This window comes from [Clostridium] ammoniilyticum, assembly GCF_025566905.1.
GTDB classification, from domain to species: domain Bacteria; phylum Bacillota_I; class Bacilli_A; order Erysipelotrichales; family Coprobacillaceae; genus Faecalibacillus; species Faecalibacillus intestinalis.
The window spans coordinates 1-16752 of the sequence record NZ_JAOQJR010000001.1 but is presented as its reverse complement, the minus strand read 5'-3'; the positions used below and the strand labels follow the sequence as shown (position 1 = coordinate 16752).

Annotated in this window: 16 protein-coding genes and 1 riboswitch; of the genes, 1 reads left to right on the top strand and 15 read right to left on the bottom strand. The window is 29.6% G+C overall.

Going from position 1 to position 16752, the window contains the following annotated elements:
• Nucleotides 1–17: 17 nt before the first annotated feature.
• The 11 genes from OCV55_RS00080 to OCV55_RS00030 form a co-directional block, all read right to left on the bottom strand.
• Nucleotides 18–1874, bottom strand: a complete 1857-nt coding sequence (locus OCV55_RS00080) for an ABC transporter ATP-binding protein (protein ID WP_147579447.1) — start codon at nucleotides 1872–1874, stop codon at nucleotides 18–20.
• Complete coding sequence (locus tag OCV55_RS00075) at nucleotides 1874–3598, bottom strand: ABC transporter ATP-binding protein (protein WP_147579446.1); 1725 nt, start codon at nucleotides 3596–3598, stop codon at nucleotides 1874–1876. The genes OCV55_RS00080 and OCV55_RS00075 overlap by 1 nt, the downstream gene beginning before the upstream one ends.
• Nucleotides 3599–3611: 13 nt before the next feature.
• Nucleotides 3612–4037, bottom strand: a complete 426-nt coding sequence (locus tag OCV55_RS00070) for a MarR family winged helix-turn-helix transcriptional regulator (RefSeq protein WP_117827013.1) — start codon at nucleotides 4035–4037, stop codon at nucleotides 3612–3614.
• A gap of 97 nt (nucleotides 4038–4134) precedes the next feature.
• Entirely contained in the window at nucleotides 4135–4965 is an 831-nt protein-coding gene (locus tag OCV55_RS00065) for a folate family ECF transporter S component (RefSeq protein WP_267309742.1), read from the bottom strand.
• A gap of 222 nt (nucleotides 4966–5187) precedes the next feature.
• Entirely contained in the window at nucleotides 5188–6699 is a 1512-nt protein-coding gene (locus tag OCV55_RS00060; protein WP_052010937.1) for a bifunctional folylpolyglutamate synthase/dihydrofolate synthase, read from the bottom strand.
• Nucleotides 6700–6753: 54 nt separating this feature from the next.
• A complete protein-coding gene (locus tag OCV55_RS00055; protein ID WP_022000754.1) occupies nucleotides 6754–7080 on the bottom strand; it encodes a cyclic-di-AMP receptor in 327 nt (108 codons plus the stop codon).
• A gap of 48 nt (nucleotides 7081–7128) precedes the next feature.
• A complete protein-coding gene (locus OCV55_RS00050) occupies nucleotides 7129–8304 on the bottom strand; it encodes an HD domain-containing protein (protein WP_147579445.1) in 1176 nt (391 codons plus the stop codon).
• Nucleotides 8305–8334: 30 nt separating this feature from the next.
• Nucleotides 8335–8883 (bottom strand): manganese efflux pump MntP, encoded by a 549-nt coding sequence (locus OCV55_RS00045; protein WP_032090633.1) that lies wholly within the window; start codon nucleotides 8881–8883, stop codon nucleotides 8335–8337.
• Nucleotide 8884: 1 nt separating this feature from the next.
• Nucleotides 8885–10444, bottom strand: coding sequence for an NAD(P)/FAD-dependent oxidoreductase (locus OCV55_RS00040; RefSeq protein WP_147579444.1), 1560 nt, complete (start codon nucleotides 10442–10444; stop codon nucleotides 8885–8887).
• A gap of 8 nt (nucleotides 10445–10452) precedes the next feature.
• The gene (locus OCV55_RS00035; protein ID WP_147579443.1) at nucleotides 10453–11823 is read right to left on the bottom strand and encodes an ATP-binding protein; all 1371 of its coding nucleotides are present in this window, start codon (nucleotides 11821–11823) and stop codon (nucleotides 10453–10455) included.
• Between the two features lie 87 nt (nucleotides 11824–11910).
• Nucleotides 11911–12981, bottom strand: coding sequence for an NAD(P)/FAD-dependent oxidoreductase (locus tag OCV55_RS00030; protein WP_147579442.1), 1071 nt, complete (start codon nucleotides 12979–12981; stop codon nucleotides 11911–11913).
• 134 nt (nucleotides 12982–13115) lie between these two features.
• Between OCV55_RS00030 and OCV55_RS00025 the strand changes: the two genes are divergently transcribed.
• Complete coding sequence (locus OCV55_RS00025) at nucleotides 13116–13847, top strand: YebC/PmpR family DNA-binding transcriptional regulator (RefSeq protein WP_032090637.1); 732 nt, start codon at nucleotides 13116–13118, stop codon at nucleotides 13845–13847.
• A 65-nt stretch (nucleotides 13848–13912) separates the two neighbouring features.
• On the opposite strand, the gene tenA is transcribed toward OCV55_RS00025, so the two are convergent.
• The 4 genes from tenA to manA all read right to left on the bottom strand — a co-directional run.
• Complete coding sequence (gene tenA, locus OCV55_RS00020) at nucleotides 13913–14572, bottom strand: thiaminase II (protein ID WP_147579441.1); 660 nt, start codon at nucleotides 14570–14572, stop codon at nucleotides 13913–13915.
• 42 nt (nucleotides 14573–14614) lie between these two features.
• Nucleotides 14615–15436, bottom strand: coding sequence for a hydroxyethylthiazole kinase (gene thiM, locus OCV55_RS00015; protein ID WP_147579440.1), 822 nt, complete (start codon nucleotides 15434–15436; stop codon nucleotides 14615–14617).
• A gap of 248 nt (nucleotides 15437–15684) precedes the next feature.
• Nucleotides 15685–15791: riboswitch (TPP riboswitch) on the bottom strand.
• A 40-nt stretch (nucleotides 15792–15831) separates the two neighbouring features.
• Complete coding sequence (locus tag OCV55_RS00010; RefSeq protein ID WP_032090643.1) at nucleotides 15832–16119, bottom strand: hypothetical protein; 288 nt, start codon at nucleotides 16117–16119, stop codon at nucleotides 15832–15834.
• Nucleotides 16119–16752, bottom strand: a 634-nt coding sequence (gene manA, locus OCV55_RS00005) for a mannose-6-phosphate isomerase, class I (RefSeq protein ID WP_147579439.1), incomplete at its 5' end; no start/stop codon positions are given. The genes manA and OCV55_RS00010, both read right to left, overlap by 1 nt.

The window sequence follows — 16752 nt, the reverse complement described above, 5'->3', positions numbered from 1 at the left end:
AATGATGTAAGAATTTTTTAATCTAATTCAAATTGTCCTGTATAAAGTTGATAATAACGTCCTTTCTTTTCAAGCAATTCATCATGACTACCACGTTCAATAATTTGTCCATGATCTAAGACCATGATGGCATCAGAATTTCTAACTGTAGATAGACGATGAGCAATCACGAAAACTGTTCTATTTTCCATTAAACGATCCATTCCTTTTTCAATCAACTTTTCAGTACGGGTATCAATCGAACTTGTTGCTTCATCTAAAATCAATACAGGTGGATTACAAATAGCTGCTCTAGCAATCGCTAAGAGTTGTCTTTGCCCTTGTGAAAGATTTGTTCCATCACTAGAAAGCATTGTTTGATAACCATTTGGTAATCTTCTAATAAAGCTATCTGCATTAGCTAGTTTAGCGGCTTCAATAACTTCTTCATCACTTGCATCAAGTTTTCCATAACGAATATTATCCGCAATAGTTCCCGTAAATAAATGAGTGTCCTGTAAAACAATAGAAATCGATTTTCTTAAATCATCTTTTTTAATCAATTTTACATCAATACCATCATAAGTAATTGACCCTTTCGTAATATCATAGAAACGATTAATTAAGTTAATGATCGTTGTTTTCCCAGCCCCTGTACTTCCAACAAAAGCAATTTTTTGTCCCGGTTTTGCAAAAAGATTAATATCTTTTAAAATTGGATGTGTTTCATTGTAACCAAAAACAACATCATGGAAACGAACATCTCCTTTTAATTCAACAAGTTCAATGCCATTGTCTCTTGGATGTCTCCAAGCCCAATATCCTGTATAATGGTCACTTTCTTGCATTGAACCATCTTCTAAGATTTCTACTTGTGTTAATGTCACTTTCCCTTCATCAACTTCTTCACTTTCATTCATTAAATCAAAGATTCTTTCGGCACCTGCCATGGCAGCAAGAATAAAGTTTAATTGTTGTGTAAATTGATTAATAGGCATTGCTGTTTGTCTTACAAAGACAAGATAAGATGATAAACTTCCTAGATCCATAATACCATTAATAGCAAATAAACCACCGATACTTGCGACAAGAGCATAGTTGAAATAAGAAATAGAAACAACAGTTGGTATTGTTCTTCCTGAATAAGTTAATGCTTCTACTGCTGAATCATAAAGTTCTTGGTTTCGATAATCAAATTCAATTGAGTTTTCTTTTTCATGGTTAAAGACTTTAACAACTTTGATACCATCAACCATTTCTTCAATGAAACCATTTAAATAACCCATCGCATTTTGTTGTTTCTTAAAGTATTTTTTACTTCTTTGACTTAAATATTGAATTAAAAAATACATTAAGATCATACAAGCAAATACAATCAAGGATAATTTCCAACTTAATACAAAGATTAAAATAAGTGTTCCCACAATCATAATAAAACTTTGAATCAATGTATCAAAACAGTTATTTAAAGCATCTTGAATCGTATCTAAATCGTTGGTAAAGCGACTCATGATTTCTCCATGAGGGTGTCCATCAAAATAAGAAATAGGTAATTTTTGCATTTTCGCAAATAAATCATTTCTTAATTCTTGGACAATACTTTGAGCAGTATGTACCATTAATTGTTTATAAATAGCTGTAGCAGTAGCTCCTATAAAATAAACAATCGCCATTAAAATAATAAATGAAACGAGTCCATGATAATCATTTTTTAAAACATAACGATTAACGACTGTTTTAATTTGATAAGTCCCCCATAAACTAATCGAAGTCGAAAGAATAACAAGCAATCCAATAAAAACAAAAGCGTATTTATGATTACCAATATATTTCTTAAAAGATGAAAGCGTCTTTTTCATATTTTTTGGTTTCGCATTTGTAAGTTGTCTAGCCATTATAAATCAACTCCTTTCAATTGAGAATCATAGATTTCTTGATAAATTTCATCATTCTTTAATAACTCTTCATGATTTCCAATTGCATGAATTTTTCCATTATCTAAGATAATGATTTGATTAGCATGTTGAAGTGAAGAAATACGTTGAGCTATAATAATATTTGTTGTTCCTTTTAAAGAAGCTAAAGCTTCTTTAATACTTGCTTCTGTCGCTGTATCAACTGCACTTGTTGAATCATCTAAAATAAGAATTTTAGGATGTTTCAATAATGCTCTAGCAATACATAAACGTTGTTTTTGTCCACCAGAAACATTGACACCACCTTGTTCTAGATACGTATCATAACCTTCTGGAAAGTTTTCAATAAATTCATCCACACAAGCTTGTTTACAAGCCCATTTAATTTCTTCATCACTGGCTTCTTTATTTCCCCATAAAAGATTTTCTTTCACTGTTCCAGAAAATAAAGTATTTTTTTGTAAAACCATTCCTACTTGATCTCTTAAATATTCTAAGGAATAATCTTTGACATTATGTCCATCAATCAATATTTCTCCTTCACTTACATCATAAAGACGAGCAATCAATTGAACTAAACTTGTTTTAGCTGAACCTGTTCCTCCTAAGATACCTACTGTAGAACCTGGTTCAATATGTAAATTAATATTACTTAAAACATTTTCTTGAGCACTTTCTTTATATTTAAATGAAACATTTTTAAATTCAATTTCACCTTGATTCATTTCAATTATTGGATCAATTGGATCATGTAAATTATTCACTTCATCTAAAACATCTACAATACGTTTACAACTTGCAAGTGAACGAGTCAACATTAAGAAAACATTTGAAATCATCATTAATGCATTTAGAATTTGTAAGACATAACTTAAAAATCCGGTAAGTTGCCCAACTTTCATTTCACCATCAAAGATCATTTGACTTCCAAAGAAAAGAATACAAACGATTGTGGTATACATCATATATTGAAATAAAGGCATGTTGAGTACTGAATAACGAAAAGCTTTTTCACTATGAGTTCTAAGTTCTTGATTGATTTTTTCAAACTTTTCGTTTTCATAATCACTTTTAACATAAGCTTTTACTGTACGAATCGCAATTAAGTTTTCTTGAACAACTGTATTGACTTCATCGACATTACTTTGCATAAAGCGAAATAATGGTCCGACTGTTTTAACAATAAAAAATAAACCAATTCCTAAAATAGGTGCAACGACAATAAAAATCAAAGCAAGTTTGGCATTCATCTTAATTGATAAAAATAAAGCCATTGAAAACATAAATGGTGCTCTTACAAGTGGTCTAAAACCATTACAAATAGCATTTTGAATAATCGTCACATCACTTGTAAGTCGTGTAATTAAAGAAGAGGTTGAAAAATGATCTGTATTTGAAAAAGAAAAGTTTTGTACTTTTTCAAATTCAGTTTTTCTTATTTCAAAACCAACCCCTTGACCAGCAACAGCTGCATAACGTGAATAAAGGATTCCTAATACTAAAGCAATTAAAGCGCAAACTGCCATTAAAACACCTTGCATAATAATATAATGTTGATCTTTTTGAGCTACTCCAATATCAATAATATTAGCCATCAATACTGGAATAACTAATTCAAAGACCGTTTCTCCTACAACACATAAAAACGCTAGAATAAACGCTTTTTTATATTTTTTCGCAAATGGTATTAAACGTTTAATCATAAAATAACTCCCCCTATAATTCTTTATTTGTCAGATTTTTATACATACGATTTAAAAAATCTTCAAATTGTTCCTTTTCTTCCTCACTAAAATCTTTCAAAGAAATATTTTCAATTTCAATACAGTGAGCATTCCATTTTTTTAAAGACTCTTTTCCATATTCTGTAATATTTAATTGATAAGCTCTTTTATTTTTAGGATTGATCTCTCTTGTCAACATTTCCTTTTTCTCTAAGTTATCAATCATCTTACTGACAGTAGCACTTTCAATATCGCATTCATCCGCAATATCTTTTAATTTACAGTCTTGATGAGCATTTAAATACCTCAAAACCTTAGGTTGTCCTGGTGATAGATGATACTCATCCATCGTTTCTCGATTCTTTTTACTTTGAGCATGTTGTGTTTTAAACAACATCAAATAAAATGGTGTCTTCATAATACCTCCTATGTTAGCATCCTAACTATTAGCATACTAACAATATTCATATAAAGAAAAAAAGTCAAGAAAAAAGCTTTGGACAATATCCAAAACTTTATCTAATAACTTTTTGAATCATTCGATTCATTGTATATACAATGATAATACCTACAGGTATCATCACACATGATTTTAAAATTCTTACAAATTGTGATGCAAAGAATGGTATTCCATACATTGTTTGTAACCAATATGGTGTTAAAAACATCGTTACTGTTAGTTCAATAGCCACAACTGATAGAATACTTAAATGAAATAAGTGTAAATCTTTTTCTTTGAGTTTATTTTTATAATATCTTATAAAAATAAAGAGAATAGTAAGCATTGCTGCAATGATGACAAAGATTGTAAATTTAATTGGTAATGTTACTTGATATGAAGATCCTGAAATATTAACTTCATTGATTTTAAAAACATAAAGACATCCTAGTAACGAAATAATGACCATTACTATTTTTACAATTCTTTCTAATAATCTTTCATTTTTTTCATTTAAATAAATCTTTAATAGACATGGTATTTCAGTTTGTAAAACCGCATTTAAAGTAAATCCTAAGAAAGGAAATCCTCCAGCATTTGCTAGAACAAGACCTAGAAAATCTGTGGCAATAGAAACTATAAAACAATACCCTGGTTGTAATGTTAAACCAGCAACGATTAAAGGTAATACCTCTAATGTAATTTTTAAACTTGGAAAGCCAAGAAAAGGTACCATCACAGCTAACCTTTTTAAAATAATAGCTAGAATGACAAATAAAGCCCCCAATGTCATTTGTCGCACATCGCTTTTCATTGGATATTTATAAAAAACAAATATCCCAATCGAAACAATAATAACCCCTAAAATAATTTGAATCATCGTTTGATTGCTACTTAAAAAAACCAATTGTTCCTGCTTCGTCCTCTTATAAGTCCACAGGCGTTAATTCCGGTAAGAAACCGTACATATGTTTTTTCCCACTTCGTCCTCTTTCTAGTCCATGGGCGTTAATTCCGATATAAAACCGTACATATGCTTTCCCGCTTCGTCCTCTTGCTAGTCCACGGGCGTTAATTCCGATATAAAACCGTACACAATTGCTACTAAAAGTAGACTCCTCCTTCTTTATTATTTGCTATGAATCTTTTGTAATAAGTATTTCCTTACTTCAGAAATAAAATACAATGATCCCGTAATCAAAAATGTTCCTTCTTGTAAATAAATATCGTCTAAAGCTTTTCTAAAGTCCGGTTCAATTTTTACCGGATAGTCCCCTGCTAATAATTTTGCACTTTGACTACGTGGATGTTTAAATTCACAGACGGTTATATCATACGTCAAATCTAATAATCTTTCAATCATATAGTCCGTATCTTTATCTCTTAATGCTGAAAAGATGATTTTTAAATTATGTAATTTACGTGCAGAACGATAGAGCTCATCAACACCTTCTCGATTATGGGCCCCATCTAAAATAATCAGTGGTTTTTCACTTATGATTTCAAAACGTCCTGCCCACTTAGCTTCAAATAAACCTTCAACAATTGAAGATTCATCTAATTCAATAAAATGATGTTCCTTTAAATATAATAAGGTTTCTAATGCTAAAGCACTATTTTCAATTTGATAAAGAGCTGGTGTATTTAAAACAATATTATAATCCTTATATGTATATTTAACATTTTCACCATCTTGTAAATCATGAATACGATCTAAACGAATCAAATGACTATGACGTTTTTCACAAGTATCTCTAAAAATATCAACACATTCTTGTTTATGTTCTCCGGTAATAAAATCAACATGATCTTTAATAATTCCCGCTTTCGCTCTAGCAATACTTTCATAGCTATCACCTAAATAATCCATATGATCTAAACCAATATTCGTATTAACACAAACCATTGGTAAAATAATATTCGTTGCATCTAATTCTCCACCTAAACCAACTTCATAAATAGCATAGTCGACTCCTTGATAAATAAAATAAAGAATAGAAATAAAAACTTCTATTTCAAATAAAGAAATCTCATACTTTAACCAATTATCCACATATCTATTAGCAACATCAACAATAAATTGTTCCTTGATCCATTCATCATTGATACGTACGACATCTAACCTAGAAATAAGTGCTGGTGAAGTAAAAGTTCCTACAATATACCCCTGTTTTTTTAAAACTTCTTTCATGTAATTAACAGTCGAACCTTTCCCATTTGTTCCACAAACATGGATACATTTTAAAGCATGTTGGATATTATAAAATTCTTGCATATATTTTTTAAAGTTATCTAAACTATAGACACGATCTTTTTGTTGATGAATAAAGTCATAGACTTCTTCATAGTGTTTAAATTGTTTTTTTGTTTTTATTTGTATGATTTTATTTTGATAAACGATATCTTTTAGAGCTATTTTTTTAATGACTGCTATTAATTGTTGTTTAATTTCATCAGTTCCTAAACAAAGTTCTATTTCATTTTTGATAACATCAAAAATAATAACCCCATTGATATTTTGATTTTCATTGATGTAAATAATCTTTTGATTTTGTTTTAAATATTCTTTTGTTATTTCTTCTTGATGGATAAATTGTATTAATTCATCCATTCTTTTTTCATTTAATAATTTGATAGACATAATTTCACCCACAAATATTATAAAGGATTAAAAAAAAAGGACAATGTCCTTTTTCTAAAATTTTTCAAATTGTTCAATATCTAATACAAAAACTGTTGCTCCACCAACAAGTACATCTACCATGATTGGAGTAAAGAATTCTCCCATTTCAGTAGGTGGAACAGTAGGTTCTTTTTCTACACGTTTTTTAGAATTTTCTTTAATAATACCTACAGCATGTTCAACTTTATCATCATTTGTTCCAATAAAGAATGTTGTATTTCCTTTCTTTAAGAATCCACCTGTTGTTGATAATTTTGTAACGAAGTATCCTTCTTCTGTAAGTGCGGCTTGTACTGATGAACTATCATCAGAATTTACGATAGCAATAATTAATTTCATAAGCCATCCCTCCTGTATATTTATATTTTACACCAAATAAAATAATTATTAAAGTTTTTCACCATGAAGAATTGGTAAAAACTTTCTTTCATAATCATTTAAAACATAAGTATCCGTCATCATTGATAAATAATCAGAAACAATCAAAGGATTGGGCATATTTTGATAATTTTCTACCATCTTATTTTTAAACTTAACAATATTCGAATCTTGATCATTATTTTCCAATTCTTCTAAATAAACATCAAAGAGTTCTTTAACCATTCTTGAAAGTTTAGCATTTTCTTTTTCAAGAACAGGATGATGATGGACTTTTTCTCCTAAAAAGGAAAGTAGGGATGATAATGCTTCAAAGACTTCATGAGAAAAACGTAAATATGGTTTTTGATAACTATGAATCATCAAATCACCAATTAATTTATTCATAATTGATTTATTATTATCTCCTAATACTTTTACTACATTTTCAGGAAGATCTTTCTTTTGTAAGATACCTACACTCATAGCATCTTCAATATCTTTTCCAATATAAGAAATCACATCTGAAATACGAACCACACATCCTTCTAAAGTCATTGGTTTTAACTCAAGACTGGCATTTTCTTTATGCCAACAATCATGATACTCTTGTAAGAATTGTTTTTTTGTTTTTTTACGATCTGGTTCATATTTTTTAGAAAGCATTTCACCATTATGACACAAAATAGCATCTAAGACTTGTAAAGAAACATTATAGCCTTTCCCATTTCTTTCTAAATAAAGAATATTTCGTACACTATTAGCATTATGACAAAAATATCCAAAACCTTTTTCTTGTAGTTTTTCATTCAACGCTCTTTCTCCTACATGACCATAAGGAGCATGTCCTAAATCATGTCCTAAAGCAGCCGCTTCAATTAAATCTAAATTTAAATTCAAACCTTTTCCTATTTGTCTGGCAATACGTGAAACCCATTGAACATGGATTGAACGTTTAGAAATATGGGCACTTTGAAAAAATGAAAGAGCCTGTGTTTTATCTGTGTAACGTTGATAAGATTTACAATATAAAATACGATCAATATCTTCTTCAAAAGGCCAACGAATATCAAATTCTTCATGTTCACTTTCTTCTTTTCTTAATTTTTGGCATTCACTTGTTTTACAAGCATAGGGAGAAAGTGTTCGATCATATTCTTTTGTTCTCTTTATAGTATTTTTTATAATTTTTTCTTCTTCTTTCATACTTGTCACCTATTTCATTATATACTTTTTTCAAAAGAGATGCTCCAACAATGTTTTAAAAGCAATTAAAATCAAAACAATGCCCCCAAAAATAAGTGCCTTATTTTGAAACTTATTGTTTAAATAACGTCCAATTTGTAAAGCAAACAAACATAATAGAAAAGTAATAATTCCTATAATCAATAAAGCTTGATAAATAGCTACTTCTAAAAAAGCAAAAGTCATACCAATAGCAAAAGCATCAATACTTGTTGCAAAAGCAAGAATTGTTAAATCTAATAATTTAAAATTATAATTTGTTTCTTCTTCACTAAAAGCATCTTTTAACATATTGATGCCAACAATCATTAAAAAGATAAAAGCGATATAATGATCATAGGCTTGTATCTTTTTTGAAAATACACATCCTAAATGATATCCTAAAAAAGGCATCAATGCCTGAAAAAAGCCAAAATAAAAAGCAATGAAGCTTTGTTTCTTAATATTTCCTTTTGGCATAGAAATACCATACATCATCGAAACAGTAAAAGCATCCATCGCTAATGAAATTGAAATAACAACAAGTTCAAATAATGACACATTATCTCTCTCCTTTGAGTAATACCTCACTACATTTCAAACCATCAATTGCACTTGACATAATACCTCCAGCATATCCAGCACCTTCGCCAATTGGATAAATCCCTTTAATATTACTTTCCATATTTTCATCTCGATAAAAACGGATTGGTGCAGAACTTCTTGATTCAACACCAAGTAATGTGGCATTACTTGTAAATCCATTAATCTTATTATTCATTAAAAGAAGTCCTTCTTTTAAATTTATATTCAAGGTTTCAGGAAGTAATGCATTGAGATTAGCATTTTTAACTCTTTTTAAACTTGTTTCAATATTTTCAATACCTTCTTTATTTTCTAAATAATCTTCTACTTTTTGAACAGGTATTGAATAATCACTTCCACCGAGTTCAAAAGCTTTTTCTTCCAATTTTCTTTGAAAATACATCCCAGCAAGAGGATGTGAACTACCAAAATCATCAGGTGTCACATTGACTAAGATAGCACTATTAGCGTATTTATTATCACGTTTGTAATTAGACATACCGTTAACAACCAGTCTTTTTTCTTCACTGGCTGCATTCATGACATAACCACCAGGACACATACAGAAAGTATAGACTCCTCTTTTTTGACTTGTATGCACCGCCAATTTATAATCAGCCGCTTTTAATGCAGGATGATCATAGAATTTTCCATATTGGCTTTTATTAATAAATTCTTGACTGTGTTCAATACGCATTCCTACTGCAAAAGCTTTTTGAGAAATTTCTAATTGTTTTTGATAAAGCATTTCATATGTTTTTCTCGCACTATGACCAATAGCCAATACCAGTTGATCTACTTTTTCTTTATATGTTCCTTCATTATTTTCTAAAACAACTTCTTTTAATTGATTATCTTCAATAATGATATCTACTAATTTTGTTTCAAAACGAACATCTCCACATTTTTCAATATCTTTTCTAATATTTTTAACCACATTAATTAAAACATCTGTTCCTAAATGTGGTTTATTTAAATAAAGAATATCTTCACTTGCACCATGTTCATAAAAAGTATTCAATACAAATTGTTTACGATAATCCTTAATACCTGTCGTCAACTTTCCATCAGAGAACGTTCCTGCTCCTCCTTCTCCAAATTGAACATTACTTTGAGTATTTAACTTACCTGTTTCTAAATAAGTATCAATGTCTTTTTTTCTTTCATCAACACATTTACCTTGTTCAATCAAGATTACCTTTTGCCCACTACGCGCTAAATTATAGGCACAGAATAATCCTGCTGGCCCACTTCCAACAACCATAATTGTTTGATTATTTGGTGTTAACTTGTCATAATGATATTCTTTAACTTTACTTACTTGTTTACTATGTGTTTTTAATAATTGATCTTCATCGACATATTCAAAAGTAAAGCCCATATTAAAATGTACTTTATTCTTTCTTCTTGCATCGACTGCCTTTTTAGCAATCTTTACATTCTTTACTTGTGATTTTCTTATATTTAATGTATTCGCAATAACTTTAGCATAATCTTTTTCATCTAAAGAAACTGCAATATTACTTACTTTTAACATACATTCTCCTATCTCTTTATTTTCCAATATCCTTTTTTGTTATTTCCAACTCTTTCAATAATTCCTAAATCCTTTAACTTTTTAATATTATTTGAAATACTCTTTCTACTCATTTTCATAATATTTGCAAGTTCGGTAATTGTATATCCAGGATCATCATATAGGGATTCTAGTATCTTATTCATTGTATCGTTCACCCTATCGTTCACCCTATCGTTCACCCTATCGTTCACCCTATTAGTCACCTTTGAAAAGTTATCAATCACCAATCTTTGAGGTGCATCAAATTCAATCATAATATCCGTAGGATTAATATAATATTTTGGCATTGGTAAATCATTTTCTATACATGAATCAAATATTTTTTCTATACCTCTTCCCCATGACTCAATATGTCCTGCTAAATAGAAAACATGTGCAATATTAGGATTATAGGGCTTAGAGCCATGTTTTTGATAAAGAGTTTCTTCTGTCCAATGATCTGGAAGCTTTCCAACATTTGTAATATAGAGTTTATCTTTATAAACACTTATTTGTATTGGTACACCAGATTCATATTGTTTATGAACAATAGCATTTAATATAGCTTCTCTCATACTTGCTTCACTTACAAAGTATTCTTCAACTCTTTGAAGTCCATCATATGAAATCTTAGCTTTCATATATTTAAAAAAAATAAGTTCTATAACTTTGTCAATTTGTTCAAAAAGTGATCCTCTTACTTCATCTTGATAAATTAAATCAGCATCTGTTTCAAAAAATCCTACTTTTATAAAAGCACCTGTAAAATATCTCTCTGGATCTTTTGAAAACAAAAGTAAGGCAGCATTTGTAAGATAACCATTATTTATCAAATGAAGTTTATCTAATAATGTTTCCGTATCTTCTTCTAAAATCGTATCATCTATTCTTTTTTTACGAATTGCAAGTTCTTTAAACTTTTGAATAGCGTTTTGATCTAAATCTTCTATTTTTACTAATGGGTGTGGAACGTTATCCCAAGTTGCTCCTCTTTTACGTAAAATAAAACTTTCTAATTCAATACCTGTCAACTTTTGTGATGTACTCCCACTTCTAAAATAATAGTTTCCTTTACAAGATATAGCTATTGGATAAGACGGAACATCTATTTCTATATATTCCAAATTATTTTCTTTACATAAATTAATATCTACTACGATTCCCATAGCATCTCTTATTTTACTTGGTAAGGATTCTAATAATTTTTTTGAATTTTCCACACCAATAATTTTACCATTATCATCTATACCAATAAAAAATTTACCACCTTGTGCATTGGCAAACGCACATATACCAACTAAATATTCATCTTTCCAAACTGATTTCCATTCTATATTGTGCTTTTCTTGACTTTCCATAGTTAGCTCCTTATTATTTGGTAAATATAGTTTTTCCACTTATATATTCATTATAACATTTCTATTTAAAACACATTTACTACTCTTTTATTTCTTTATCGATTTTGCCACATGTACACCACTTGCAAAAGCAAAATGTAAATTGTAACCTCCACAATCACCATCAACATCCAAAGCTTCTCCACAAACATAAATGCCTGGATATTTCTTAAGTTGTAAATTTTCATCTACTTCTTTTAAAGAAACGCCTCCATGACAAACTTGTGCTTTTTCAATTGACATGGTATCAAGAATCTTTATTTCTATATGTTGAGGATCAATATTTTTATCTTTAAAAACCTGAACTATTTTTTCATGAAAGAATCCTTCCAAACCATAGTGTTGAAATTCTTCTTTTTCAATATCAGGCAATAAATTTAAAACAAGTTTTGGATTTTTTAAATGCTCTAAATATCTAGATAATTGCATAACACAAATACCTGATAGACCATAATCTGTAAACATGATTTCTCCTGTTTGTTTTTCAATCAATTGATTTTGATCATAAAGCATTGCAATTCCCTTTACTCTTTGTCCTTTTAAAGCTTTAAAAACGGGTTTTGTTTTTACTTGAACAAGACTTGGTGTAAATGGAATCATGGAAATATGCATTTTTTCTAACATTTTTAAATTATTTTGTCCTGATAAATGACTGGCTGGTGATCCTGTCGCAATGACTATTTTATCCGCTTGATAATGACCATTAGTCGTAATAATTTCATATGTTTTAGCTTTTTTTATTGCTAGAACCTCACAATTATCGATATACGATACATTATCCATATTTTTCATTAAAGCATTTTTAACAGATAAACTTGAAAGTGAATATGGATAAACAAGGTTCTTTTCATAACGTAGTTTTAAAGAAAGTTGTTTAAAAAAATTGACGACATCAAATTCTTTAATTAATTTTTCTATTAAAGGGTCTTGATGATTATAGTACTTAATATCCATATTCAAATTTGAAACATTACATCTTCCATTACCGCTAGCAAGTATTTTTCTAGCTGCTTTATTAGATTGTTCCAAGACAATAATATTATATTTATTTGTTTTTACTAATTCATTCATACATGCAAGTCCACTTGCACCTGCTCCAATAATAACAATTGTTTCCATCTTTATCCCTCATTTGCTTTTTCATTATACATGAACAAAACTCGTTTGTCATTTATATTAAACCTTGAAAAACCTCGATGTATTCGCTATAATAACCAAGTATTGAGATTACATACAATTAAGGAGGCTTTTTTATGGGTAGAGCACATGAAGTGCGTAAAGTTGCTATGGCAAAAACTGCTGCAGCAAAAGCAAAATTATATTCTCGTTATGGAAAAGAAATCTATTTAGCTGCTAAAGCTGGTGGTACTGATCCAGATGGTAACTTAGCATTAAGAAGAATTATTGCTAAAGCTAAAAAAGAACAAGTTCCTGCTGACGTTATTAAACGTGCAGTTGATAAAGTAAAAAGTGGAGCTACTGAAGATTATCAAGAAAAAACATTTGAAGGATATGGTCCAAGTGGTTCAACTGTTATTGTTAAATGCTTAACTGATAATATTAATCGTACTATTTCTCAAGTACGTCCTGCATTTACAAAATCTAAAGCTAAATTAGGAAATGAAGGTTCAGTATCTTATTTATATGATACATATTCTATTTTAACTTTTAAAGGATTAGATGAAGAACAAACTTTAGAAGCTTTAATGGAAGGTGAAGCCGATTGTCAAGAAATTGAAACTCATGAAGATGGTTCAATTGAATTGACTGGTGCACCAACTGATTTATATAAAATGAAAGATGCTATTGAAGCAGCTTGTCCTAATGCTGAATTTGATGTAGAAGAAATCGCTACAACACCTCAAGAATATGTATCTCTTGAAGGTGAAGATATGGAATTATTTGAAAGATTAATGAATCTTTTAAATGCTTGTGATGATGTAGATAAAATCTACCATAACGTTGAAAATTATGAAGGAGAATAATTCTCCTTCTTTTTCTTTATAATGAAAAAATGAAAGATGTTTTGTCTCTTTCATTTTTTTATTTACTAACAACTTTTATCCCATGACATTTGCCAAAATGCAAGTTCATATCTTGAACATACTACAAAGATATCAATAAGATGTTGAATTTGTTTTTCTGTATAATCTTTAGTAAGTTGATTCATTGTTTCTATTAAAATAATATTACCACTAGCATATTCATTAGAAGCATAGCCTTTGATCCAATCCCCATAAAATTCATCATTGATTGAATTTGGATTATTTTCAACAATCTTTTTCGCAATAACTTCATAACTATAAGCACAAGATAATATAGCTGCCAAGATTTCTGCTTCTCCTTCTTCATAAGCAACACGTAGCATATAAGAGGTATAAGATAAATTATCAAGTGATGGTTTCATATCATCTATTTCTTCTTGGCTTACATTAAATTTTCCCATATAACCACTATGAACATCTAATTCACCATTCATTACAGCAATATATTTAGCAAAAAGATTTGCTGTTTCTAAAGTTTTTGCTTTAGCAACTCCAATCGCAAAAACTTTAGCGTATTCTTTTAAATAAAGATAATCTTGCATAATATAATATTTAAATTTATCTTTATCTAATGAACCATCTTGTATTCCTTTAACAAAAGGATGTTCATTATAAGATTTCCATAGTTCTTTTGTTGCTTCTAACATCTTATCTGTTGTTTTCATAATCTTCCTCTTTTCATTATTTTAGAGTAATCACATCTCTAGTTAGATTTTTTTATATTGAGATCCTTCTTGTAATTGCTTAGGAGTCATATTATAAATAGCATCAATAATATAATTTCGATAACTTGCATTACCATCTAACGCTGTTAATCTTTCATGTGCGATTTCTCCAGCAAGACCCATGGTACATACTGCAGCAACTGTTGCTTCAAGTAAATAATCAGGATTTGCGGAAACAAACGAAGCCGTAAGTGCTGATAATTGACATCCTGTTCCTGTAATCGAAGACATCATTTCATGTCCATTATAAATAGCATAAGCAATATTTTCATTGCATACTAAGTCAATAGCTCCTGTAATAGCGATAACTGCCCCTGTTTTTTTAGAAAACTCTTGAGCAAAACTGACAACTTCATGGATATTTTCTGCTGTCACTTTATCTGCAAGATTAGCATCAACACCCTTCGTTGTACCACTTCCTAAAGCTAAAGTTTTGATTTCTGAAATATTTCCACGAATAACTGAAAACTGAATTTCTTTTAATAACTTTAAAGCTGTTTGAGTTCTTAACGTAGATGCTCCAACTCCTACAGGATCTAATACAACTGGATGATGAAGTTCATTAGCTTTTTTCCCAGCAATGACCATTGATTCAATCGTTCGCATATTAAGTGTTCCAATATTAATATTAAGTCCTGTACAAATCGAAGTAATTTCAGCAACTTCTTCTTGATCATCTGCCATAATTGGTGATGCTCCACATGCAAGAACTACATTAGCACAATCATTGACTGTAACATAATTTGTAATATTGTGAATGAGTAGACTTTTTTCTCTAACATTTTTTAACATTTCTTCTAACATATTTTCTCTCCTTGTTTTTTACAAGTTATTTCATAAATATGAAGATGACCAAACTTACCCATCATCAAAAACATAAACTTCGTTTATGAAATAACTTTATGGTAGTTCGGTCGATACTTTGTGGTATCCTCTCACGCTGGAACACAGCTTCCCTTCGCTTAATACAAGATTCAAGGCGCTCCCCTTCAATCCGCCACATATGTGGATACTTCTTTTTAAATAAAAAACAGGAGACATGCTCCTGTAAAAAAATCGAAATGTTGACTTCCTACGATGGCATTATCCATATCAGGTTAAAGGGTCGAAGTTTGATGACTTCCTCTCAGCCTGCATACAAGCTCCCCTGTTTCTATTTACATATTTAATGATACTCTTTATTTTTTTAAATACAAGTTTTATTCAATTTCTTCAATTTCATATTTACCTAAATAAATTAAAATATTATTCATAATAATATCAATGGCCCAATAAAAGATAACAAAGACCGCAAGTCCAACAATAAATGCATATCTTAAAATTGTTACCATATATAAAGCCGGTATAAAGGCAATCACAATAGGAATAAATCCTACTCCTGAAGGAAAATGGATTTGATAAATACTATGACATTCTTTACATTCTTGTCTACCCTTATAAGCAAAAGCAGAATCTTTTATTTCATGACTACAATGATAACATCTCATTATAATGTACAAATCATTACTGTCATTGTTCCATCAAAATCAACTTCTTTTTGATCTGAACAAACTACAAAATGATCTCCTTTTTTCACTTCTTTTCCTTCTACTGTTCCTTGTCCTTCAATGATTGATACAAGTTGGAATGGTTTATCATTCTTTACTTTATTATAGCCTGTCATATCATATTTATTTAATGTTAAATAGTTAGATGATACAAGCTCTTTTCTTGTTCCATTTTCTATTGTTTCTTCTACTTGTTTAGCTAGATCATATGGTTTATAAGGTACTGTTGTCACATCGATGGATTGTTTTACATGTAGTTGTCTTTCATTTCCATCCTTATCTTTTCGATGATAATCATATACTCGATATGTGATATCTGATGATTGTTGTGCTTCATAGATCAAAGATCCTTTACAGATGGCATGGATCGTTCCACTTGGAATATAGAAGAAATCTCCTTTTTTGATATCAAACTTATTTAATAATTGATCATAATCATCATTTTCAATAGCTTTTACAAGTTCTTCTTTTGTTTTAGCATGATGTCCCATAACCATCTTTGTATCTTCTTTACAGTCTAAGACATACCAGCATTCTGTCTTTCCTAATGAATTTTCATGAAGACCAGCATAT

Coding starts and splice junctions, on each gene's coding strand:
- OCV55_RS00080 (WP_147579447.1), bottom strand. CDS start 1,874: ATGGCTAGACAACTTACAAATGCGAAACCAAAAAATATGAAAAAGACG.
- OCV55_RS00075 (WP_147579446.1), bottom strand. CDS start 3,598: ATGATTAAACGTTTAATACCATTTGCGAAAAAATATAAAAAAGCGTTT.
- OCV55_RS00070 (WP_117827013.1), bottom strand. CDS start 4,037: ATGAAGACACCATTTTATTTGATGTTGTTTAAAACACAACATGCTCAA.
- OCV55_RS00060 (WP_052010937.1), bottom strand. CDS start 6,699: ATGTCTATCAAATTATTAAATGAAAAAAGAATGGATGAATTAATACAA.
- OCV55_RS00055 (WP_022000754.1), bottom strand. CDS start 7,080: ATGAAATTAATTATTGCTATCGTAAATTCTGATGATAGTTCATCAGTA.
- OCV55_RS00050 (WP_147579445.1), bottom strand. CDS start 8,304: ATGAAAGAAGAAGAAAAAATTATAAAAAATACTATAAAGAGAACAAAA.
- OCV55_RS00040 (WP_147579444.1), bottom strand. CDS start 10,444: ATGTTAAAAGTAAGTAATATTGCAGTTTCTTTAGATGAAAAAGATTAT.
- OCV55_RS00035 (WP_147579443.1), bottom strand. CDS start 11,823: ATGGAAAGTCAAGAAAAGCACAATATAGAATGGAAATCAGTTTGGAAA.
- OCV55_RS00030 (WP_147579442.1), bottom strand. CDS start 12,981: ATGGAAACAATTGTTATTATTGGAGCAGGTGCAAGTGGACTTGCATGT.
- OCV55_RS00025 (WP_032090637.1), top strand. CDS start 13,116: ATGGGTAGAGCACATGAAGTGCGTAAAGTTGCTATGGCAAAAACTGCT.
- tenA (WP_147579441.1), bottom strand. CDS start 14,572: ATGAAAACAACAGATAAGATGTTAGAAGCAACAAAAGAACTATGGAAA.
- thiM (WP_147579440.1), bottom strand. CDS start 15,436: ATGTTAGAAGAAATGTTAAAAAATGTTAGAGAAAAAAGTCTACTCATT.
- OCV55_RS00010 (WP_032090643.1), bottom strand. CDS start 16,119: ATGAGATGTTATCATTGTAGTCATGAAATAAAAGATTCTGCTTTTGCT.